The sequence below is a fragment of the Pectobacterium polaris genome (assembly GCF_002307355.1).
GTDB lineage: Bacteria > Pseudomonadota > Gammaproteobacteria > Enterobacterales > Enterobacteriaceae > Pectobacterium > Pectobacterium polare.
In genome coordinates this window covers 3,630,579-3,653,556 of record NZ_CP017481.1, presented here as the reverse complement: position 1 = coordinate 3,653,556, position 22,978 = coordinate 3,630,579, and the positions used below count along the sequence as shown (strand labels likewise).

Sequence of the window (22,978 nt, the reverse complement as noted above, 5' to 3'; positions counted from 1 at the left end):
ACTTCATAAAAATCAACAGGGTAAAAGCTGGCATGGTTTTCGCTTTAGTGAATTCAATCTTGTATACCAGATGGGATTCACATCATGCCAAGAATGACAGGGCTCACGCTTCAGGAATGGAAACAGCATTATCAACAGCAGGCCGATCGCGTTGGTGAAACGTTAGGCGCGCTGCTCGCCAGCTTGTCGCCGGACGATCCCGCGTGGATCGCGCTAGCGACACCTGAATTGCTTCAGGTACAAATTGCGGCGCTATTGCCTCGGTATCGTGAAAATCCAGATGCGCTGCCGCTGTTTGGCGTTCCTTTTGCCGTCAAAGACAATATTGATGTTGCGGGCTGGCCGACGAGCGCGGCGTGTCCGGCATTTACCTATCTGGCTGATAAGGACGCGACGGCCGTTGCCAAACTGAAAGCGGCGGGGGCGATTGTCATGGGTAAAACCAACCTCGATCAGTTTGCGACCGGTCTGGTCGGCACGCGCTCACCGTTCGGTGCGGTGCCGAACACCTTTAATGCGGAATACATCAGCGGCGGATCCAGTTCCGGTTCGGCGTCGGTGCTGGCGCGCGGGCTGGTTGCGTTTTCATTAGGCACCGATACCGCTGGGTCGGGGCGCGTTCCCGCCGGGTTTAACAATATTATCGGCCTGAAGCCGACGAAAGGGTGGCTATCGGCAAGCGGTGTCGTACCGGCCTGTCGCCTGAATGACACCATCTCCGTGTTTGCGCTGACTGTCGACGATGCATTTATCGTCGCCGAACTGGCTGGCGGGTACGATGCGGCGGATGCTTACTCGCGCCACCATCCCGCCAGTACGCCTGCGGCGCTGCCAGCGAAACCGCGCTTTGCGATTCCCAGCGATCCGACTTTCTTTACTGATGCCGTTGCACAGGCAGCATGGCAGCACGCGCTGGTTGAATTGGAAGCGGCGGGCGCGACGCTGCATCCCATCGATTTCAGTATTTTCACGCAGCTAGCCGATCAGCTTTATCAAGGCCCTTGGGTGGCGGAACGCACCGTCGCGGTGGGCGACATGCTGCAACAGCCAGAAAATATGGATTCAGTGGTGCACGGCATTGTGGCGAGCGGCGAGCGTTTCAGCGCGGTAGAGGCTTTTAAGGCTGAGTATCTGCGTGCCGAACTGGCGCGTCAGATTCAGCAGACGCTGGCGTCGTTCGATGCGCTAGTCGTGCCGACCTCACCGACGATCCACACGCTTGAAGCGATGAAGCAAGAGCCGGTGCGTTACAACTCCCAGTTGGGCACTTATACCAACTTTACCAATCTGGCCGATCTCTCGGCGCTGGCGCTGCCGGCACCTTTCCGTACCGATGGTTTACCGGCGGGTATCACGCTGATTGCACCTGCCTGGCACGACCGTGCATTGGCGAGTTTTGGTCTGCGCTGGCAGGCACAGCTGGCGCTCACGTTGGGAGCAACGGGAAAAACGCTGTCCGCCGTATCAGGCACCTTGCCGCCTTCGGCATTGCACGTTCGCCTCGCCGTTGTTGGCGCGCACCTGACGGGCATGCCGCTCAATCACCAACTGACCAGCCGCGATGCGGTGTGGGTGGAAGAGACGCGCACGGCGGAAAACTATCGCCTTTATGCGCTGGCGAATACGCAGCCGGCCAAGCCCGGTTTAGCGAAAAGCACCGACGGCGCGGCGATTATCGTCGAGCTGTGGGACATCCCGCTGGCGCGCTTTGGTGAGTTTGTCGCAGAAATTCCTGCGCCGCTGGGCATTGGCACGCTGACGTTAATCGACGGGCGACAGGTTAAAGGCTTTATCTGCGAACCGGCTGCGCTGAGCGATGCCGTGGATATCACCGAATTCGGCGGCTGGCGTCACTGGCTTGCTCGTCAGGAGGCGTCCCATGTTTAAGACGGTATTGATCGCTAACCGGGGTGAAATTGCCTGCCGCGCCATTCGTACGCTGAAACGCCTGGGAATAACCAGCGTGGCGATGTATTCCGATGCGGATAAAAACGCGCAGCATGTGAAAGACGCAGACATTGCCGTACCGATTGGCGGCGAGAAGGCCAGCGACAGCTATCTGTGTATCGATAAGGTACTGGCTGCCGCAAAGCAGACGAAGGCAGAGGCGGTCTGGCCGGGCTACGGTTTTCTGTCAGAAAGTCTGCCGTTTGCTGCCGCGTGTGAAAAAGCAGGTATTGCGTTTGTCGGGCCAACCGCACAGCAAATTGGCGAGTTTGGCCTGAAACACCGCGCCCGTGAATTGGCCGCTGCCGCTGGCGTGCCGATGACGCCAGGAACACCGCTGCTGGCCTCGCTGGAGGACGCGCTGGTCGCCGCCGAAGACATCGGCTATCCGGTGATGCTGAAAAGTACCGCGGGGGGCGGCGGCATTGGCCTGACGCGCTGTGCGGATGCCGTAGCGCTACAGGCTGCGTGGGAAAGCGTGCGCCGTTTGGGCGAACAGTTCTTTAGCGATGCCGGCGTCTTTCTTGAGCGTTGCATCGATCGGGCGCGTCACGTCGAAGTACAAATTTTTGGCGATGGCAAAGGCCGGGTGGTCGCGCTGGGCGAACGCGACTGCTCACTGCAACGCCGTAACCAGAAAGTCGTGGAAGAAACCCCCGCACCGCATTTGCCGGACGCCACGCGAGCCGCGCTGCTGTCCTCGGCGGTGAAACTGGGCGAACTGGTTAACTATCGCAGCGCGGGAACGGTGGAATATATCTACGACGCTGAGCGCGATGCGTTCTTTTTCCTCGAAGTGAATACCCGTTTGCAGGTTGAACATCCGGTGACGGAGTGCGTCACCGGGCTGGATTTGGTCGAATGTATGCTGCGCGTCGCGGCGGATGAGCCATTGGATTGGGCACAACTGACGCAGGCACCGCGTGGGGCCGCGATTGAGGTGCGCATTTATGCGGAAGACCCGCTGAAAAATTTCCAGCCTAGCCCCGGCGTGCTGACCGAAGTGGCGTTTCCCGATGGTGTGCGGGTTGACGGCTGGGTGAGCACAGGCACCGAGGTGTCTGCCTATTACGATCCGATGATCGCCAAACTGATCGTTCACGCGGAAACCCGTGAACTGGCACTGGAGAAGATGCAGCAGGCACTGAATGCCGCGCGTTTGCACGGCATTGCCACCAATCTGGATTACCTGCGCCAGATTATTGCTACTGACGCGTTCCGCAACGGAACGGTATGGACGCGGATGCTCGACAGCTTTACGCCGTCCGCGTCGATGATTGAAGTGATTCAACCTGGCACCTGGAGCAGCGTGCAGGACTACCCCGGACGCCTTGGCTATTGGGATATCGGCGTACCGCCGTCCGGCCCGATGGACGATTTCGCATTCCGTCTGGCGAACCGTATCGTTGGCAACGATGAGGCAGCGTCAGGGCTGGAGTTTACGCTGCAAGGCCCGACGCTCCGTTTTCACCGCGAGGCGGTAATTGCGCTGACGGGAGGAGACTGTCCGGCGACGCTGGATGGGAAAACGGTGCCGTACTGGCAGCCAGTGACGGTAGCGGCGGGGCAAACGCTGACGCTGGGGCGTGCGCAGTCCGGCTGTCGCACCTATCTGGCGGTGCGTAACGGCATTGATGTGCCGCAGTATCTCGGCAGCCGCTCGACTTTCGCGCTGGGGGAATTTGGCGGTCACGCCGGGCGAACGCTGCGCGTGGCGGATATGCTGGCGATTTCTCAACCCGACTTGCCTGCCTGCACCACGCCCGCGCCGGTGAGCGCACCGCAGGCCGTGGACGCCACGCTGATTCCGCCGTATGGCGATGAGTGGCGCATTGGCGTGCTCTATGGCCCGCACGGCGCGCCGGACTTCTTTACCCACGCGGCGATTGATGAATTCTTCGCAGCAGAATGGCAGGTGCACTACAACTCAAATCGGCTGGGCGTGCGTCTGGTCGGGCCAAAACCTACCTGGACGCGGGCGAACGGCGGCGAGGCTGGCCTGCATCCTTCCAACGTTCACGACTGTGAATACGCCATTGGCGCTGTGAATTTTACCGGCGATTTCCCAGTGATCCTCACGCGGGACGGGCCGAGTCTGGGCGGGTTTGTCTGTCCGGTCACCATCGCCAAAGCGGAACTGTGGAAAGTTGGTCAGGTGAAGCCCGGCGACCGTATCCGTTTCCATCCCATTAGCGCGGATGAAGCGCTGGCGCTGGAACAGGCGCAGTCTACCTGCGTGTCCACGCTGGGAACGGCGCATTCACCCGCGTTTGACGTGCCGTCGTTGGCAACAACGGAATTGGGTTCCGCCACGGTGCTGGCTGCGGTACCCGCCACCGCGACGACACCCGCTGCCGTGTATCGTCAGGCGGGAGATAACTACGTTCTGATCGAATACGGCGACAACGTGCTGGATCTGGCGCTGCGCCTACGCGTTCATCTGTTAATGGCGGCGATCCGCGCCTCAGAAACGGCGGGGATAGAAGAGCTATCGCCCGGCGTACGGTCGCTACAGGTGCGTTACGACAGTCGGGTTCTCCGCCAGCGTGCGCTGCTGGACGTGCTGCTGCATTTGGAACGTCAGCTTGGCGATGTGAGCCAGATGAAAGTGCCGTCGCGGATCGTCTATTTGCCGATGGCGTTTGAAGACAGCGCCACGCTCGGCGCGGTGGAGCGCTACCGTGAAACCGTACGTACTAGTGCCCCCTGGCTGCCGAATAACGTCGATTTCATTCAGCGCATTAACGGCTTGCCGAGCCGTAATGACGTGCGCGACATCATTTTCGATGCCAGCTACCTGATTCTGGGATTAGGTGACGTTTATCTCGGCGCACCCTGTGCGGTGCCGGTCGATCCGCGCCACCGTCTACTGAGTTCCAAATACAATCCGGCGCGCACCTTCACTGCCGAAGGCACCGTCGGTATCGGTGGGATGTACATGTGCATCTATGGCATGGACTCGCCGGGCGGCTATCAACTGGTGGGGCGCACGCTGCCTATCTGGAACAAATTCCTCAAAAACGATCAGTTCATTGCGGGTGAACCGTGGTTGCTGCGCTTCTTCGATCAGGTGCGATTCTACCCAGTCAGCGAAGCCGAACTCACGGCGCTGCGCGATGACTTCCGCGAAGGACGTGCGGCGATCCGCATCGAAGAAACCGAATTTGATTTTGCTGAACACTCGCGCTTCCTGACGGCGCAAGCCGACGATATTGCCGCGTTCCGCCAGCGTCAGGCCACGGCGTTTGAAACGGAAGTGGCGCTGTGGCAGCAGGAGGATGACAGCACGCCGCAGGACGTGGTTTCGGCCGCTCCTGTGGAAAACGACGAGAGCGCGTTTCAGGTCAGCGCGGATATGAACGGCAACATCTGGAAAGTGTTAGTGAACGTGGGGGATGTCATCGAAGCCGGACAGCCGCTGATTATCGTTGAAGCGATGAAGATGGAGCTGACGATTAGTGCGCCGCAGTCCGGCCGAGTAAAACGCATCGGCTGCCAGCCGGGTCGACCAGTCAGCCCCGGCGATGCCTTGCTGTGGTTGGAGTAGGCAGCGGTTGGAACAAGCGGTTAGAACAAAAGGACAGGCTGGAATAAGGCGCGAACCTAAATAAACGGCAAAGGCGGAGAACACGATGCGAGCAGGCACACAAAAGAGCAGTAAAGATCGCCCGGAAGCGCTGGCGGAGCGGGTGTATCAAACGCTGAAAAACGACATTTTCGACTTTCGCCTGATGCCGGGTGACCGCTTTAGTGAAAATGAGATTGCCGAACGGATGTCGGTCAGCCGTACGCCGGTGCGTCAGGCGCTGTTCTGGCTGGAGCGGGAAGGCTATGTCGAAGTCTATTTCCGCAGCGGCTGGCAGGTTCGCCCGTTCGATTTCGAATATTTTGAAGAACTGTATGACTTTCGCATTGTGCTGGAGCGCGAAGCCATTCGACGGCTGTGCGGGATGCCGCCGGGGCGCTGCGCCGAGCTATTGGCGGACCTGAAACGCTTCTGGATTGAGGATCCGCGACTGGACGACGGCAAGATCGTCTCGCGCTACGACGAAGGGTTTCACCGTGGGCTGGTGACGGCGGCGGGCAACAGCGAAATGGCGCGGGTCCACGGCGAACTGACGGAGAAAATCCGCATTATTCGCCGTCTCGATTTCACCCGTGAAGATCGTATCGACGCGACCTATAAAGAACACGCCCGCATTCTGCTGGCGATATTGCAACAGCACACCGAGGAGGCGCAGCGCATTCTGACCGACCACATTGCCGTCAGTAAGGCCGAAGTCAGGAAGATCACCTTACACATGCTACAGCAGGCGCGGCCTCAATCTGTTTCAACGGAAGTGGTTGCACCTGACGCCTCACACGATTCCATTCTCACTCAACACGACTTAAGGGCTAATAAATGAAAAGACGTTCATTGCTAAAAATTTTTGCGCTTTCTGCGACAGTGGTTGGTATGGGGTTGACCTGGAGCGTGCAGGCGGCGGACACCATCAAGGTCGGGATTATGCATTCGCTGTCCGGCACGATGGCGATTTCGGAAACGCCGCTGAAGGATGTGGCGCTGATGGCTATTGATGAAATCAACGCCAAAGGCGGCGTGTTGGGTAAAAAACTGGAGCCGGTGGTGGTCGATCCGGCGTCAAACTGGCCGCTGTTTGCCGAAAAGGCGCGTCAGTTGCTGACGCAGGACAAAGCGGCGGTGGTGTTCGGCTGTTGGACCTCGGTGTCGCGTAAATCGGTTCTGCCAGTATTCGAGGAACTGAACGGGCTGCTGTTCTACCCGGTGCAGTATGAAGGCGAAGAGATGTCGCCGAACGTGTTCTACACCGGCGCGGCCCCAAATCAGCAGGCGATCCCTGCGGTGGAATATCTGATGAGCGAAGACGGCGGGGCGGCGAAGCGTTTCTTCCTGCTGGGTACGGACTATGTGTATCCGCGCACCACCAACAAGATTCTGCGCGCGTTCCTGCATTCCAAAGGCGTACAGGACAAAGATATTGAGGAAGTCTATACGCCGTTTGGCCACAGCGATTATCAAACCATCGTTTCCAACATCAAGAAGTTCTCGACGGGCGGTAAAACCGCAGTGGTTTCCACCATCAACGGTGATTCCAATGTGCCGTTCTATAAAGAGCTGGCGAATCAGGGAATCAAAGCCACCGATGTGCCGGTTATCGCGTTCTCTGTCGGTGAAGAAGAGCTGCGCGGGATCGACACCAAGCCGCTGGTCGGCCATTTAGCCGCGTGGAACTACTTTGAGTCGGTCGATAACCCAACCAATGCCGACTTCGTGGAAGCCTACAAAGCCTATGCTAAAGCGAAAAACTTGCCGAATGCGGGCACGGTGGTGACGAACGATCCGATGGAGGCCACGTATGTCGGCATTCATATGTGGGCGCAGGCGGTAGAGAAAGCGGGCACCACGGACGTGGATAAAGTCCGCGCCGCGATGGCCGGACAGACCTTTGCCGCACCGGATGGCTTTACGTTGACGATGGACAAGACCAACCACCACCTGCACAAGCCGGTGATGATTGGTGAGATTGAGGAAAACGGTCAGTTCAACGTGGTCTGGCAAACCGATCAGCCGGTTCGCGCTCAGCCGTGGAGCCCGTACATCGCCGGTAACGATAAGAAGCCCGATCATCCAATCAAAGCCGCGCAGTAAGCATTGTTCCTATACGCCCCGTCCAGCATGTCGGACGGGGATACTCCCTCTCTTATATGGCGGACATTGCGATGATGAGTCATCGATTATCTACGTTTGTGCTGTCGCTGTGTCTGATGTTTCCCGTGCTGGCACTGGCCGGGCCGGCGGCCGATTTCGCTGCGGCTAATCGCACGCAGCAGGCCGAACTGTTGCAACAATGGGCCGCCACGCCGGAACCCGCACGCTTGCCGTTGTTACAGGCGTTGCGCGACGAGTCGGTTGTGCTCGATCGGAACCAGCAGCCGTTTATGGATGTGCAGGGCACGCTAACGCAGCTGGAAGGGAATGCGGAACCGGTTGGCGCGACCAAAAAACTGTTTATGAATAACCGCCTGCGCGGGCTGGTTGCCACCGCGCTGGCTTCGCATCAGCTCGTCAGCGATGACGCCGCAACGCGCCTGAATGCCGTACGGCAGTTGCAAAGCGACAGCAGTGCGGAACAGCTGCCGCTGTTGGTACAGCGTCTTGGGGTAGAAAAAGATGCGCAGGTGCATGATGCGCTGAATACCGCTATTGCGACGCGGCAGTTAAACGATCCCAATCCGCTGGTACGCCTTGAGGCGGTCAAACGTTTAGGGCAGACCGGCGACCCGCAGATGCAGGCGCGCTTACAGCCGTTGACGCAGGTGCAGAACGAACCAGATACCGGCGTGCGGGCGGCGGCGCAGGAAAGTCTGGATCAGATTAAGCAAAGTTTGATCGTCGGCGATCTGCTGGGGCAGGCGTTTACCGGGCTGTCGCTCGGCTCTATCCTGCTGCTGGCGGCGCTGGGACTGGCTATTACTTACGGGCTGCTGGGTGTCATCAATATGGCGCACGGCGAAATGCTGATGCTGGGCGCGTATGCAACCTGGCTGGTGCAGTCGCTGTGCCAGCAGTTTGCGCCGAGCTGGCTGGCGTATTATCCGCTGTTGGCGCTGCCTGTTGCCTTCTTTATCACCGCCAGCGTCGGTATGGTGCTGGAACGCACGGTGATTCGTCATCTTTATGGCCGACCGCTGGAAACGCTGCTGGCGACCTGGGGGATTAGCCTGATGCTGATCCAACTGGTGCGGATGCTGTTCGGTACGCAAAATCTGGAAGTCGCAAACCCCGCGTGGCTGTCCGGTGGGCTGCGCCTGCTGCCGAATCTGGTACTGCCGTATAACCGCATCGCGGTGATTGTGTTCGTCCTCGGCGTGCTGCTGCTCACTTGGTTAATCCTCAATAAAACCCGTCTTGGCATGAATGTACGGGCGGTGACACAAAACCGGGCGATGGCGGACTGCTGCGGCGTGCCGACCGGACGTGTCGATATGCTGGCCTTTGGGCTGGGCTCCGGCATCGCCGGGCTGGGCGGTGTGGCGCTGTCGCAGTTGGGCAACGTCGGGCCGGAGCTGGGACAGGGCTACATCATCGATTCATTCCTCGTCGTCGTGCTGGGCGGCGTCGGACAACTGGCGGGGACGGTGGTCGCCGCGTTCAGCCTCGGCATTCTCAACAAAGTGCTCGAACCGCAGATTGGTGCTGTGCTGGGAAAAATCGTCATTCTGGTATTGATCGTGCTGTTTATTCAGAAACGGCCACAGGGGCTGTTTGCATTCAAAGGACGGGTGATTGACTGATGACGCAACCTATTACGCAACCCGTGACGATAACGCTGACGCAGCGCGCGCCGCGGCTCATGCTTAGCCTGGGGTCGATCGCGTTTCTGGCTTTGCTGATCCTGCCGTTTCTCGCGCTGTTGCCCGCAGAGAACCCGCTAGCGATCTCGACCTATACGCTGACGCTGATCGGCAAAATTCTGTGCTATGCGATTGTCGCCGTCGCGCTGGATCTGGTGTGGGGCTACGCCGGACTGCTGTCGCTCGGTCACGGCCTGTTTTTCGCGCTGGGTGGCTACGCGATGGGCATGTACCTGATGCGACAGGCCGCTGGTGAAGGAATGCCTGCGTTTATGTCATTTCTGTCGTGGACGGAACTGCCGTGGTTCTGGGCGGGAACCCAGTACTTTGCTTGGGCGCTGTGCCTGATTGTGCTGGTGCCGGGCGTGCTGGCATTTGTGTTCGGCTGGTTCGCGTTCCGCTCCAAAATCAAAGGCGTGTATTTCTCGATCATGACGCAGGCGCTGACCTACGCCGGTATGCTGCTGTTTTTCCGTAACGAAACCGGCTTTGGCGGCAATAACGGGTTTACCGGCTTTACGACGCTGCTCGGTTTCCCCATTACGGCCACGGGTACGCGCATTGGGCTATTTGTCGCTACCGTGCTGCTGTTGATTGCCAGCCTGCTGGTGGGATTTGCGCTGGCGCGCAGTAAATTTGGCCGCGTACTCACAGCGGTGCGCGATGCGGAAAACCGTCTGATGTTCTGCGGCTACGATCCGAAAGGCTTCAAGCTGTTTGTCTGGACACTTTCCGCCGTGCTGTGCGGGCTGGCTGGCGCGCTGTATGTGCCGCAGGTCGGCATTATCAATCCTGGCGAAATGTCGCCGACCAACTCCATCGAAGCTGCTATTTGGGTGGCGCTGGGTGGGCGCGGGACGTTAATCGGACCGCTGCTCGGTGCGGGTATCGTCAACGGGGCGAAAAGCTGGTTTACCGTGGCCTTTCCCGAATACTGGCTGTTCTTTTTGGGGCTGATGTTTATTCTCGTCACGCTGTTTTTGCCGCGTGGCGTGATTGGACTGCTGACGAGGAAGAAACATGACTGAGTCTTTATCTGTGCCATCGGTTCCAGTACAAGACGTGCTTTCACAAGCCATGCCTTCACAAACCGCGCCTTCACAAACTGTCGCGGCTCAGCCCGTATTGACGGAGCCAAAGTTCGCGCAGCCGCATCCGTCGGATCGCCATCGGCATCAGACCGATCCGGTGCTGCAACTTGACAAGATTAACGTGAGTTTTGACGGCTTCCGTGCGCTTACCGATCTCTCGTTACAGATTGGTGTGGGCGAACTGCGCTGCATCATCGGCCCAAACGGCGCGGGGAAAACCACGCTGATGGATGTCATCACCGGTAAAACGCGACCAGATAACGGCAAGGTGTTTTACGATCAATACACCGACCTGACGACGCTGTCGCCGGTAGACATTGCCCGCGCGGGAATTGGCCGGAAATTCCAAAAGCCGACCGTGTTTGAAGCGCTGACGGTGTTTGAAAATCTCGACATCGCGCTGAAAACCGACAAATCGGTGTGGGCGAGCCTGCGTGCCAGACTGAACAGCGAGCAGCGTGACCGGATTGATGAGACGCTGGCGCTGCTGCGGCTCGGTCATGAACGGCAGCGACCTGCGGGGCTGCTGTCGCACGGGCAAAAGCAGTTTCTGGAGATTGGCATGCTGCTGGTACAAGAGCCGCATCTACTGCTGCTTGATGAACCTGCGGCGGGGATGACGGACGCCGAAACGGCCTATACCGCCGAGCTATTTCGCAGTCTGGCGGGCAAACACTCGCTGATGGTAGTGGAACACGATATGGGCTTTGTCGAGAGCATCGCCGACCGTGTCACCGTGCTGCATCAGGGGCAGGTGCTGGCAGAGGGATCGCTGCGCGAGGTGCAGGCGAATGAACAGGTGATTGACGTTTATCTGGGGCGCTAACATGTTAGAGATTGCTGAACTGAATCAATATTACGGCGGCAGCCACATTCTGCGCGGCCTGTCGTTTGAGGTAAAACCCGGCGAAATTACCTGCTTGTTAGGGCGCAACGGCGTGGGAAAAACCACGCTGCTGAAATGCCTGATGGGGCTGATTCCGGCGAAGTCCGGCACGATTCGCTGGCAGGGGGAAGCGATTAACTCGCGTAAACCCTATCAGCGTGTGCAGTCTGGCATTGCCTACGTGCCACAGGGACGGGAGATTTTCCCTCATCTGACGGTAGAAGAGAATCTGCTGATGGGGCTGTCGCGCTTTCCGGGCAAACAGGCGCGGCAGGTGCCGGATGAGATCTACCAGCTTTTCCCTGTGCTGGATGAAATGAAACAGCGGCGCGGCGGCGATTTGTCTGGTGGGCAGCAGCAACAGCTGGCGATTGGACGTGCGCTGGCCTGCAAACCGCAGTTGCTGATTCTGGATGAGCCGACAGAAGGCATACAGCCGTCGGTGATCAAAGAGATCGGCGCAGTCATCCGCCAACTGGCACAGCGTGGCGACATGGCGATTCTGCTGGTCGAACAATTTTACGACTTCGCCGCCGAACTGGCCGACAGCTATCTGGTGATGTCCCGTGGGGAAATCATACAGCGTGGACGGGGAGACACGATGGAACAAGACGGCGTACGGGGGCTGGTCGCGATTTAATACGTGTTACTTATTATTTCATTCTGGAGTTGGAGATAGGCTGCATCCACATATTTTCAATATTACATAATGAGGAGCGGCAGCCTAATTTTATATAGCAGACATATTGCTAGCGCGATAATTATTTCGTTATCCGTAACGTTAACGTGCTGTCCAGATTTTCGAATCACTTAGGATGTAAAGTGAAAATTGAGTCTTGATGTTTAAAATTAAATCCAAATTCGAAAATTAAGTTGACTGAAAGTTCGTTATTCTGCTTTTTGGATTAACAATGTTGCCTTGCCGGCATTGTCATTACAATTATCGTCAACGATATAGGCTACAAACTGCGATGTTGTTGTATCGACAACCGTCGGACTGCTGGTCACAGAAACTCCCCAGCGTGCATTTTTAAACCCACCTTGCAACATAACACTATCGATAATGCAACTATTAGAGGCTCCCATGCAATTCATAGTATTAGAAACGAGAGAAACAACATATCTCCCTTGATCTAAATTAAACTTCACGGGGGTGCCTGTTAACGTGTCAGTAAACGGAGCGCTCAAACAATTTCTTTGAGAATCAATCGTTATATCTGTTGCGGCTTCCGCAGCGAAAGAAAAAAATGCCAGCATGAACATGCTGATGGATGTCTTGCGCATGAGTAAATCTCCTGAAAAAGTAATTTATTGGTAAATTAATACAGCCTTACAATGCATGTAATAATCAATAAATCGGTCCATTAAAAACCGCCATTATCTTAAACTATAAAAATTAGAAAAGCGTCAATGTTTTAACCTATCAATCAATTTATTTCTCCAAATATAATTTTGTGCCTATTGGTTGTTTGTAATTTCCTAAAGTTTGTTTTTTGGAATTTATTATTCAATAAATTTATACTGTATTAAGCATAATGCTGCGTTCAAAAAATTGTTGTTTCTGGATGAACCAACAGAAGGAATACAGCCGTCAGTAATTAAAGAGATCGGCTCGGCGATTCGCCAACAGGCGCAGGGTAGTGACATGGCGATTCTACTGCTTGAGCAAATTGTGTAAAATACCGTCTTAAGAAGATAATTCATTGTTTATCTTCAGCTAAAAGGAAAGGGAACTTAAGGATGAGTAAACTGCTGAAAACTTTTGCTGTTATCGGCATCATCGCTATTGCTGTTGTGGGTGGTTCTCTATGGCCGTATATCAAAATGGATTTTGCCAGTAGCGCACATTATACCGAACAGGATGAAAGGGAATATGCGTTCTATAGCCCCGATATTCTGAAAAACATGCCGCGTATTACCGCTCTCTATGACTTCAATTTTTCGAACGTAACGGGGCCGGAAGCTAAAGTCTGGACGGTGAACTTCTATGGCACTGGCGATACCAGCAAGGTTCACACCTATCTGACGTCGATGGGTTATGAGAAACAGGATCATTGCGATGTTGAGGCTGAATGTTGGCGAGCGGCGGGCACTCATGACGTTGTGACGGTGGCGACGTTTGATACAGATAAAAGCGTGATGGTTCAGGTTTACAGCAGTCCGTATGCTGAGCCATTGCCAGCAAAATAATCATTTACGCCCGATCTCATCAGGCTCACTCGTAGCGAGCCTGATTCATATGTAATCGATAACTTACCTTCTCTTTTCCTCACAGCACCTTATTCAAAAAGTTGATCGTTCTCGGGTGACGGGGATGGTTCAGTACCTGCCAGGAATCCCCGCTTTCGACGATTTTCCCGTCCACCATGAACACCACGCGGTCGGCCACTTCACGTGCAAAGCCGATTTCATGTGTGACGACGACCAGCGTTACGCCAGAGCGGGCGAGCGACTTGATCACGTCCAGCACTTCCCCAACCAGCTCGGGATCGAGCGCGGACGTCGGTTCATCAAACAGCATCACTTTCGGCTTAAGCGCCAGCGCGCGGGCGATGGCGACACGCTGCTGCTGGCCGCCAGACAGGTGACGGGGATAAGACTGCGCTTTATGGCGCAGGCCGACGCTTTCCAGCAGGGTAAAGGCGATGTCTTCGGCTTCCTGACGCGAATAAAGCTTATGCGCCAACGGGGCTTCAATGATGTTTTCCAACACGGAAAGGTGCGGGAACAGATTGAAATTCTGGAACACATACCCGACGTTGATGCGCTGGCGTAGTACTTCCTTTTCTTTCAATTCATAGAGCGTATTCCCTTTGCGCCGATAGCCGATGTAGTCGCCGTCGATGCGGATAAAGCCTTCATCCACGCGCTCAAGGTGATTAATGGTACGCAACAGCGTGGATTTTCCCGAACCGGACGGCCCCAGAATCACCGTGACAGAACCGGGTGCCAGCGTCAGATTGATATCCTCCAGCGCTTTGTGCTGACCAAAATGTTTCGCCACGTTGCGGATCTCAATCAGCCCACGGGCGCTTTCTGCCTGTGGCTGGGCGGTGGTGCGCGCGTGAGCAAAGTAGTCGATAGCTTCAGACATAGTGACTCTCCAGAATCGGGTAGATTAACGTGCGCGCTTGCGCGTGAGGAAACGGACGAGTCTCTGGCGTGGTGTGGGTGGCATTTCACGCACGGCACCGCGGGACACATAGCGTTCCACGTAGTATTGGACGACGGATAGCACCGTGGTGATCAGCAGATACCAAATGGTGGCGACCATCAGCAGCGGAATAACCTGCTGCGTACGGTTGTAGATGACCTGAACGGTGTAAAACAGCTCTGGCAGCGCCAGCACGTAAACGATCGACGTACCTTTTGCCAGACTGATGATCTCGTTGAAACCGGTCGGCAGAATCGAACGCAGCGCCTGCGGCAGAATGATGCGTACCGTACGGCGACCGCCGGGCAGACCGAGTGCGGCGGAGGCTTCAAACTGCCCAGCATCCACACCAAGAATACCGCCGCGAATAATCTCTGCGGTATAGGCGGACTGCACCAGCGTCAGGCCAAGCACCGCGACGGAAAACTGATCCAGTAAATCGATGGTCGGATAGCGTAGGAAGACAACAGAGGTAAACGGAATTCCCAGCGCCAGCTCGTCATAGAGATACGAGAAATTGTAGAGAATGATCAGCACCAGAATCAGCGGCAGGGACCGAAATAGCCAGATATAGAGCCACGACAGGGTGGACAGCAGATAAGACGGCGAAAGCCGGGCCAGCGCCAGCGCGGTGCCGAAAATAATGCTGAATAGCGTGCCCAACGCGGTCAACAGCAGCGTTTGCCCCAGTCCGGCGAGAATGACCGGATTAAAAAACCACTCGGCAAAGACCGCCCATTCCCAGCGCGGGTTCAGTGCGATTGACTGAATCACCCCAGCAAAAATAAACAGGGAAAATAGTGCCCCGGCAATACGAAAGGGATAACGCGCGGGCACAACGTGCAACGGCGGTTCCTGCGTTTGTCCCAGCGGTGCTTGCTGAGATGTGTGTAGAGATTGCGTCATAATCGATACCCTTTGAAGGTGATTCTGAAAAACGTCCTTTTGCTTTTAATCACCGCACAGGGTGAGTCTCGGTGTGCTGGGGTCAACACACTTTCAAATGGCGAGCGATAAGATCGACTTCCGTTTGGCGGGCAGTCTGAGGCGCTGCGACGTCAAATAGCGCTTTCTTGAACGGCAGCCGTCCATCGTAAGGCGGAATGCTGTAGGTCGCGGGATCGACGCTGATATCGAACTGAGGCGTATAGCCGTGGGTCAGATAGAGGTTCACCGCTTCTGGCTGACGGAAACCCGTGGTCAGGAAAAAGTGCTGATAGCCTAACCGACGGGCGTGCTGCTCCAGCTCCTGCATCACTTTTCCTGCCAGCCCCTGACGACGCAGCGAATGATCCGTCCATACCCGTTTAATCTCGGCGGTGGTGCTGTCGTAGCGTTTAAACGCGCCGGTGGCAATCGGTACGCCCCGACGCAGCAGCGCAATAAAGATGCCGTGCGGCTGCTGGTAGATTCCTGGCGGATCGTTTTCCCGCTCACCAAAAAAGTCGCCATAGCGTTGTTCATATTCCGCGAACAGGCCGTCGATAATGGGGGCCACGATAGGGTCCTCGGGCTGGGTCACAATGAAGATGTCGTCGGACATGGGATGCTCCTGATTCGTTAGCGTATTCGAGCTATCGGTAACCATTGCGTGGCGTCCCGATAGCCATCGGCGGTATTAGTCGCCCAGTCCCGGCGGATTGATTTCTGAACGGTCAATACGTTCGATGCTTTCTCCCCAGCGGTTCAGCACCTTGTCGTACTCACCGCTTTTAATTACGCCGTTCAGCGCGGTATTAATCGGCTGCACCAGCCCGCTGCCTTTGCGTGTGGTGACCGCGATATGCGCGACGTTGGGGTAGCCGCCGTTGACCGTACCGACATGCTTAACCTTGCCGGTCAGCTCCGCTTTGTAGGCACCGATGACGTTCGGGCCGAAATAGGCATCGGAACGACCGGATTGCAGACTCAGGTTGGCCGCCGCATCGTCCGTGACATAAATCGGCTGAAAGGCGGGCAGGCCGCTAGCGCGATTCTGCTTATCCCACGCCAGCAGCACCGCTTCCTGATTGGTGCCGGAGCCGACAATAATCTTCAGTCCAGCGATGTCCTTCGCTTCCTTGATGGACTGAATTTTACTGGTGGATTTCACATAGAAGCCGAGCGAGTCGATGCGGTAGGTGGCGAAATCGAACTTTTCCTTGCGCGTTTTGGTGACGGTAATGTTGATGATGGCGGCGTCATACTTGCCGGAAGCGACGCCGAGTGGCCAGTCTTCCCACGAGGTTGGAACAATATTGAGTTCCAGACCGAGGCTGTCGGCCACCAGTCGGGCGATATCCGGCTCGCTGCCTACCACGGTTTTGTTGTCGTCGGCCAGAAACGCCAGCGGCGGTGACGACCCCAGCGCGGCAATCGCCACGGTGAATTTACCCGGCGTGACGAAGGTAAAGTCAGCCGGAATCTGTGTGATAGCTTCTGCGTTTTTCGGAGCATGGATCGGCTGCTGATTGGCTTTCAGATCGATGGCGGCCTGTGCGCCAGTCGTGACGGACAGCGATCCGAGCAGCAGCGATCCCGTCAGTAGCCTTGTCAGCAGTGAGGGACGTACACGGTGTGTCTTGGATGAATAGGCGATCTCTTTTTGCATTTGTTTTTCCCTTGCAGGTGACTATTTATAATGGTTTTAGTGACGTTGTCACTTTATGGTGTACTGTTTTTACTCAATCGCCGATACCCGGCGGATTCACGACGGACTGTATGATTTTTTCATCGTCTTCACCCCAGCGATCCAGCACTTGCGCATAGCTGCCGTTGTGGATCGCGCCATTGATGGCGGTGCTGATGGGCTGGGCCAGACCGTTACCTCTCTGCGTGGTGACCGCGACGTAAGCGACCGTTGGGCCTTTGCCCACCATGCGCGTTTTCCCCGTCAGCGCCGCTTTATACGCCCCGATGGAGTGCGGACCGAAAAACGCATCGACGCGCCCGGACTGAATGCTCAGGTTGGCGGCGGCATCATCGGTAACGTAAACAGGTTGTACGGGAGGAAGGCCGTTAGCGCGGTTTTGCCGATCCCAGCCCAGCAGAATGTTTTCCTGATTGGTGCCGGAACCGACGATCACTTTCAGACCGGCCACATCCTCCGGCTTGTTAATCGACGTAATCTTGCTGGTCGATTTCACGTAGAAACCGAGCGTATCAATGCGATACGTGGCGAAGTCGAACTTCTCTTTGCGGAGTTTTGTCACCGCGATATTAAAAATGGCGGCGTCGTATTTCCCCGCAGTGATGCCCAGCGGCCAATCCTCCCAGGAGGCAGGCACCAGCTTCAGCTCTAGCCCGAGTCCGTCGGCAACCAGCCGCGCAATATCGGCATCGCTGCCGATAAGCGTTTTGTTATCGTCAGCCAACAGCGACAGCGGCGGTGAACTGAGCGCCGAGACGGCAATCGTTAGCTTTCCCGGCGTCACGAATTTGAAATTAGCCGGGATCTGCGCGATAGCCTCAGCGTTTTTCCCAGTACGAATAGGCGTTTGGTTGGCTTTCAAGTCGATACGGCTAACAAATCCCGTATCTTGCGCCTGCGCATGGGTTACCAGCGTGGCGCTCAATAATGTCGCCAGACCGGTAGCGGTGATAAAAGGGGAACGCTTCACGGTGAATCTCCTGTTGCGTGAATTAACGCGTGAATTGATTCACCGGATAATCCAGCGCCAGATTTTCCCGCAGCGTGTAGCCGGGATATTCCTGACGGAACAGGCCACGCTGTTGCAGTAGGGGAACGACGCGATCGACAAAGTGGTTGAGCGTATCCGGCGTGCCGCCCTGAATGATGAAGCCGTCGGCGGCACCATTTTCAAACCAACGCTGCAAGCCATCCGCCACCTGTTCGGGCGTGCCGCTGAAGACGGGGCGCGGCGATGCTGCTTCCAGCGCGACCTGACGCAGCGTTAAGCCTTTTTCCTGCGCGTTGCGTTTGATTTCATCGGTGGTGCTACGGAAGCTGTTTTTCCCCAGATCGCCGATATCAGGGAAGGATTCATCCAGCGGATGCTGTGAGAAGTCGTAGTGCTCAAAGTAGCGTCCCAGATAATTGAGAGCATCTTCAATCGTGACCAGCTGTGCGGTTTCCTGATACTGACGCTCTACGTCTTCCGCATCGTTGCCGACAATTACGCTGACACCCTGAAAAACATGCAGTTGATCGGCTCGGCGACCGTTTTCTTCCAACTTCTGTTTTACCTCGCGGTAATAACGCTGCGACTCTTCCAGCGTGTGTTGATGAGTGAAGATGGCGTCGGCGTGTTTGGCAGCCAGTTTTTGGCCGTCTTCAGATGCGCCGGCCTGAAACACAATAGGGCGACCCTGCGCGGACCGGCCAATATTCAGCGGACCCTGTACCGAGAAGAATTCCCCTTTATGGTTCAGCGTGTGTAGCTTTTCGGGATCGAAGAACTGCCCACTGGCTTTGTCACGAATAAAGGCATCGTCTTCCCAGGAATCCCACAGGCCTTTCGCCACCTGAAGGAATTCATCGGCAATGCGGTAGCGCAGCGCATGTTCCGGGTGCTGCGCGCGGGAAAAGTTTTTCGCCGATCCTTCCAGCGGCGATGTCACCACGTTCCAGCCTGCACGACCGTTGCTCAGATGATCGAGGCTGGCGAACTGCCGGGCGGTGGTAAACGGTTCGGAATACGACGTCGAGAGCGTGCCGACCAGACCAATGTGGGTGGTGACGGTAGCCAGCGCAGACAGTAGCGTCAGGGGCTCAAAACGATTGAGAAAGTGGGGGATCGATTTTTCATTGATATACAGGCCGTCGGCCACGAAGACAAAATCAAATTTCCCTTGTTCGGCTTTTTTTACCGCATCCAGAACAAAACCAAAATTAATGCTGGCGTCGGGTACGACGTTTTTATGCCGCCACGCGGACATATTTCCTGCTGCGCCTTGTAATATTAAACCCAGTCTTAATTGTCGGTTTGAAGATGTTTTTTGTTTACTCATTATCAAGAACCTTTTATTAATTGAATGTGCTTGTTATTCGTTGAATATGTTTATTCTTAATTGGTCGTACTTCCATGAAAGTGAAAACAGTCCATCAATAAACTGGCTATCAATTAACAAGCCATCAATAGGCATTCACGTATTCAATGAAAGGTTAATAGAGCGTTAACTGCGTGTTTTCACTATTGATGAGGCGAGGCATGATGTAAAACAACAAAAATGGATAATGAAATTTGAAAATTTCAGATGATGATGCGGCTTATTTTGTTAGTATCATGTTAATGATTGTGTCTCTCGCCGTATTTAAAGGAAGCATGTAATGTCTGATCTTGTTGCTGAACGACTCGTTACCGCGAATGACGCGGCTCTCTCTGCGGCGGTTGCCAGCGTTGACCAGCAGGCGTTTCGCGATGCGATGGCAAAGCTGAGCGCGGCGGTCAATGTCGTTACGACGGATGGCCCGGCAGGTAAGGCCGGATTTACGGCATCCGCCGTGTCCAGCGTCAGTGATGCACCCGGCACGCTGCTGGTGTGTCTGAATCGCGGGTCGTCGGTGTATCCCACGTTTCAGGCGAATACGCATTTGTGCATCAATACGCTGGCCGCCCATCATGAAACGCTGTCGACGCTGTTTGGCAGCCGCTCCTCTACTGAAGAACGGTTTGCCGCGGCGGAGTGGGACGTGTTACACACGGGCTCACCGGTGTTGCGGGATGCGCTGGTGGCGTTTGACTGCCTGGTTGAAGAAGTGGTGAGCGCGGCGACGCACGATATCTTTATTTGCCGGGTGTTAGCGATTAAGCAGGGCGAAAGCACTGATGGTCTGGTGTATTTTTCCCGCCGTTATCATGCGGTTCGCGGTTAATATTTATAACTTTCTCACCTAATGCACTCATCGTAATTAATTGATTTATAAAAATTGCCGCCTCCGTCAGGTCAATCTGGCGGAGGTGATGAGTTGATTACGTCAGTCCGATATTAGGAGAGACACGGGGATGAGGTTCCCGCAGGGACGCCTCCCCCCGTGGTTGCTCCGGGTATCTCGCTCGTCAAACGATCGGCATTACGGCCTTTGGTGGGGTGACTTTCGTGGTATGCAGGCGATGCAGTGCGGCCTCCGCCAATTGAGCGAAATAGCGTGAGGCTGGCGCAATCGCGCTTTCATCTGGGTTGAACTGAGGATGATGCAAGCCAAATTCGCTGTTTGAGCCAATGCTGACGAACGTGCCCGGCACGTCCTGAAGATAAAGGGCAAAGTCCTCGCCGCTCATTTGCAGTTCGGCGTTTTCTACCTGATAGCCCGCATCTCGGGCAATTTGCTTGCTGAAATCGGCCCATTCGCTGGTGTTCACAACCGCGGGCGGGCCGGGATACCATTTCAGCTCCGCTTTTGCGCCCAGCGCAAGGGCAATACCACCAATCAACTGTTCAATGCGTTCCGGTATTTCCGCGCGAATCGCGGCATTGTAGGTGCGTACCGTGCCTTCCAATTCTACCGTTTGCGGCAGGACGTTCCAGGTGTTGCCGCCCTGAATACGCGTGACGCTGATGACCAGCGATTCCAACGAACTGAAGCTGCGGCTGGGCAACGTTTGCAGCGCGTTGACGATATTGCAGGCGGTGACGATGCTGTCGATGCCCTGTTCGGGTTTGGCCGCGTGTGCGCCTTTGCCCGTGATGTGAATAGCGAAGCGATCCACGTTGGCATAAAACGGGCCGCTGCGTGTCGCGAAGGTGCCAGCGGGAAGTTCAGGTGCATTGTGCAGGCCGAAAACGGCGGCGACATCGGCGAGCGCGCCGGCGCGGATGAGCTGTTTAGCACCGGTAGAAACTTCTTCTGCGGGCTGGAAAAACAGCCTGATTTTACCCGGTAAGACAGATTCGCGTTTTTTCAGCAAACAGGCGGCACCGAGCATCACAGCGGTGTGGAAGTCGTGTCCGCAGGCATGCATGACGCCAGCGTGCTGAGAGCGAAACGGCACATCGACCAATTCTTCAATCGGCAGGGCATCAATATCGGCTCGCAACGCAATCGTCGGGCCGCTGCCGTGACCGATCTCGGCAACGACGCCTGTGGTTAAGGCAAGGGGTAACAGGCGGATGTCTTTCTCTTGTAACCAGCGGGTAATGTGCGCGGTGGTTTGGTGTTCCTGATTGGACAGTTCTGGGTACTGATGCAAGTGCCGTCGCCAGTTAATTAACTGCTGCTCGAATGACATATCACAACAGGGGATAGAGTCAGCCATATCAATACACCTCCTTAACAAAACGTAAACACGATAAAGGTAGCTGATAGCCACTCAATGGATAAATACCGTCTGGTTATATTTCATATCTTTTTATCCCGGCGTATTTCAGACTTCGCGCATGTCGTCGTTATTAAAATATCTGCTAACAAAACCCATTATTGATATTTATATTTCACACTATTATGCAACATTCTTCTTATCTGCGTTTGCACTGGCTGATTTTTATTGCCCTGTTTATTTAAACGAATTTTTTAAATGACGGGTTTTTAAATGCATAGCTTTGCAATAAATAGCGCTAACGGATAGTCGCTGAAAATAAGGAAACATCGTGGGATATAAGCTCAGTTTATTAGATCAAAGCCCTATCGCCGAAGGAATGAGTGCGGCGCAGGCGTTGGCGCAAACCGTGTCGCTGGCGAAAGCGGCAGAAGCGCTCGGTTATTACCGCTTTTGGGTTTCCGAGCATCATAATTCCGATGAGTTGGCGGGGTCGTCTCCCGAGGTCTTGATCACCTGGCTGTTGGCGCACACGACAACGCTACGCATTGGCTCCGGCGGAGTGATGTTACAGCACTACAGCCCGTATAAGGTCGCGGAGAATTTTCATGTGATCAGCGCTTTGGCGGGCGGGCGTGTGGATTTGGGGGTCGGCAAAGCGCCGGGCGGACTGCCGCTGGCGACGCGGGCGCTACAACAGGAAATCGGTGAAACGCAGCGGGTTGCCTTTACGGAAAAGCTACATCAGCTAAACCGCTTTCTCGACAGTTATGACGAGACGGCCGAGCGCCTGAATGCCACGCCATTACCTGAACATTCGCCACAGCGCTTTCTGCTGGGTGCCAGTCAGGAGAGTGCGCAGTTAGCTGCCTCGCTGGGCTGGAGTTTTGTGTTCGCCGGGTTCATCAATGCCAGTGAAGCGCTGCTGACGGAATCTCTCTTGAGCTACCGAGAGTTGAAACCCGCCAACGCCCAGACGCTGCTGTCGCTGTCGGTGATTGCCGCCGAACGTCATGAGGATGCGGAGGCGCTGGCCAGCACGCAGCATAACTATAAAGTTTACATTGAGAACAAGCCGCCGCTGACGGTCGGCAGTCAGGAACAGGCTGATAACTTCGTTCGGCAGGCAGGCGCGACGGATTTCCGTATCGTACAGGAGCCGCGCAATGTGCTTTACGGTACGCCAGAGCACATCCATCAGCGTCTGGAAAGTTACCATCAGCGTTTTGGCGTGGACGAGTTCATCATCCATACGCCCGTGACGTTACCCCGCGAGCGTGAGGCATCGATTCGGCTGCTGGCGCAGCGCTGAAAACGTGAGCGATGA

General features: G+C 55.7%; 19 protein-coding genes and 1 pseudogene. 12 read left to right on the top strand and 8 right to left on the bottom strand.

From position 1 onward, the window contains the following. The first annotated feature begins 84 nt into the window (after nt 1–84). The 8 genes from atzF (at nt 85) to urtE (ending at nt 11,941) form a co-directional block, all read left to right on the top strand. Nucleotides 85–1,887, top strand: coding sequence for an allophanate hydrolase (gene atzF, locus BJJ97_RS16480; RefSeq protein ID WP_095994644.1), 1,803 nt, complete (start codon nt 85–87; stop codon nt 1,885–1,887). Then, a complete protein-coding gene (uca, locus tag BJJ97_RS16475) occupies nt 1,880–5,494 on the top strand; it encodes an urea carboxylase (protein WP_095994643.1) in 3,615 nt (1,204 codons plus the stop codon). The genes atzF and uca overlap by 8 nt, the downstream gene beginning before the upstream one ends. Before the next feature lie 85 nt (nt 5,495–5,579). Beyond that, a complete protein-coding gene (locus BJJ97_RS16470) occupies nt 5,580–6,353 on the top strand; it encodes a GntR family transcriptional regulator (RefSeq protein WP_095994642.1) in 774 nt (257 codons plus the stop codon). Beyond that, nucleotides 6,350–7,618, top strand: coding sequence for an urea ABC transporter substrate-binding protein (gene urtA, locus BJJ97_RS16465; protein WP_095994641.1), 1,269 nt, complete (start codon nt 6,350–6,352; stop codon nt 7,616–7,618). The genes BJJ97_RS16470 and urtA overlap by 4 nt, the downstream gene beginning before the upstream one ends. A gap of 56 nt (nt 7,619–7,674) precedes the next feature. Beyond that, complete coding sequence (urtB, locus tag BJJ97_RS16460; protein WP_095994640.1) at nt 7,675–9,264, top strand: urea ABC transporter permease subunit UrtB; 1,590 nt, start codon at nt 7,675–7,677, stop codon at nt 9,262–9,264. Nucleotides 9,265–9,275: 11 nt separating this feature from the next. Continuing rightward, the gene (gene urtC, locus BJJ97_RS16455) at nt 9,276–10,352 is read left to right on the top strand and encodes an urea ABC transporter permease subunit UrtC (RefSeq protein WP_095995386.1); all 1,077 of its coding nucleotides are present in this window, start codon (nt 9,276–9,278) and stop codon (nt 10,350–10,352) included. Between the two features lie 49 nt (nt 10,353–10,401). Next, entirely contained in the window at nt 10,402–11,241 is an 840-nt protein-coding gene (urtD, locus tag BJJ97_RS16450) for an urea ABC transporter ATP-binding protein UrtD (RefSeq protein WP_405083411.1), read from the top strand. A gap of 1 nt (nt 11,242) precedes the next feature. After that, a complete protein-coding gene (gene urtE / locus BJJ97_RS16445; RefSeq protein WP_095994639.1) occupies nt 11,243–11,941 on the top strand; it encodes an urea ABC transporter ATP-binding subunit UrtE in 699 nt (232 codons plus the stop codon). A 248-nt stretch (nt 11,942–12,189) separates the two neighbouring features. Here urtE and BJJ97_RS16440 read toward each other — a convergent pair whose 3' ends face one another. Continuing rightward, a complete protein-coding gene (locus tag BJJ97_RS16440) occupies nt 12,190–12,585 on the bottom strand; it encodes a hypothetical protein (RefSeq protein ID WP_095994638.1) in 396 nt (131 codons plus the stop codon). Between the two features lie 268 nt (nt 12,586–12,853). Here BJJ97_RS16440 and BJJ97_RS16435 point away from each other — a divergent pair. Next, nucleotides 12,854–12,970 (top strand): annotated as a pseudogene (locus BJJ97_RS16435) (ABC transporter ATP-binding protein); the annotation flags it as partial. Nucleotides 12,971–13,041: 71 nt separating this feature from the next. Next, nucleotides 13,042–13,491: a hypothetical protein gene (locus BJJ97_RS16430; protein WP_095994637.1), complete on the top strand. Its 450-nt coding sequence runs from the start codon at nt 13,042–13,044 to the stop codon at nt 13,489–13,491. A 79-nt stretch (nt 13,492–13,570) separates the two neighbouring features. Here BJJ97_RS16430 and BJJ97_RS16425 read toward each other — a convergent pair whose 3' ends face one another. The 6 genes from BJJ97_RS16425 to BJJ97_RS16400 all read right to left on the bottom strand — a co-directional run bounded on the left by BJJ97_RS16425 (nt 13,571) and on the right by BJJ97_RS16400 (nt 19,405). Then, entirely contained in the window at nt 13,571–14,395 is an 825-nt protein-coding gene (locus BJJ97_RS16425; RefSeq protein WP_014915501.1) for an amino acid ABC transporter ATP-binding protein, read from the bottom strand. Nucleotides 14,396–14,419: 24 nt separating this feature from the next. Further along, nucleotides 14,420–15,361, bottom strand: a complete 942-nt coding sequence (locus BJJ97_RS16420) for an amino acid ABC transporter permease (RefSeq protein ID WP_095994636.1) — start codon at nt 15,359–15,361, stop codon at nt 14,420–14,422. An 82-nt stretch (nt 15,362–15,443) separates the two neighbouring features. Next, nucleotides 15,444–15,998, bottom strand: coding sequence for a GNAT family N-acetyltransferase (locus BJJ97_RS16415; RefSeq protein ID WP_095994635.1), 555 nt, complete (start codon nt 15,996–15,998; stop codon nt 15,444–15,446). A gap of 75 nt (nt 15,999–16,073) precedes the next feature. Further along, entirely contained in the window at nt 16,074–17,045 is a 972-nt protein-coding gene (locus BJJ97_RS16410; RefSeq protein WP_095994634.1) for an ABC transporter substrate-binding protein, read from the bottom strand. A 73-nt stretch (nt 17,046–17,118) separates the two neighbouring features. Beyond that, on the bottom strand, nt 17,119–18,054 hold the full coding sequence (locus tag BJJ97_RS16405; RefSeq protein WP_095994633.1) for a transporter substrate-binding domain-containing protein: 936 nt from the start codon (nt 18,052–18,054) through the stop codon (nt 17,119–17,121). 22 nt (nt 18,055–18,076) lie between these two features. After that, on the bottom strand, nt 18,077–19,405 hold the full coding sequence (locus tag BJJ97_RS16400; protein WP_095994632.1) for an LLM class flavin-dependent oxidoreductase: 1,329 nt from the start codon (nt 19,403–19,405) through the stop codon (nt 18,077–18,079). A 319-nt stretch (nt 19,406–19,724) separates the two neighbouring features. Between BJJ97_RS16400 and BJJ97_RS16395 the strand changes: the two genes are divergently transcribed. Further along, on the top strand, nt 19,725–20,270 hold the full coding sequence (locus BJJ97_RS16395; RefSeq protein ID WP_095994631.1) for a flavin reductase: 546 nt from the start codon (nt 19,725–19,727) through the stop codon (nt 20,268–20,270). Nucleotides 20,271–20,454: 184 nt separating this feature from the next. On the opposite strand, the gene BJJ97_RS16390 is transcribed toward BJJ97_RS16395, so the two are convergent. Beyond that, nucleotides 20,455–21,651, bottom strand: coding sequence for a M20 peptidase aminoacylase family protein (locus tag BJJ97_RS16390; protein ID WP_095994630.1), 1,197 nt, complete (start codon nt 21,649–21,651; stop codon nt 20,455–20,457). 331 nt (nt 21,652–21,982) lie between these two features. Between BJJ97_RS16390 and BJJ97_RS16385 the strand changes: the two genes are divergently transcribed. Then, a complete protein-coding gene (locus BJJ97_RS16385) occupies nt 21,983–22,963 on the top strand; it encodes an LLM class flavin-dependent oxidoreductase (RefSeq protein ID WP_095994629.1) in 981 nt (326 codons plus the stop codon). Nucleotides 22,964–22,978: the final 15 nt, after the last annotated feature.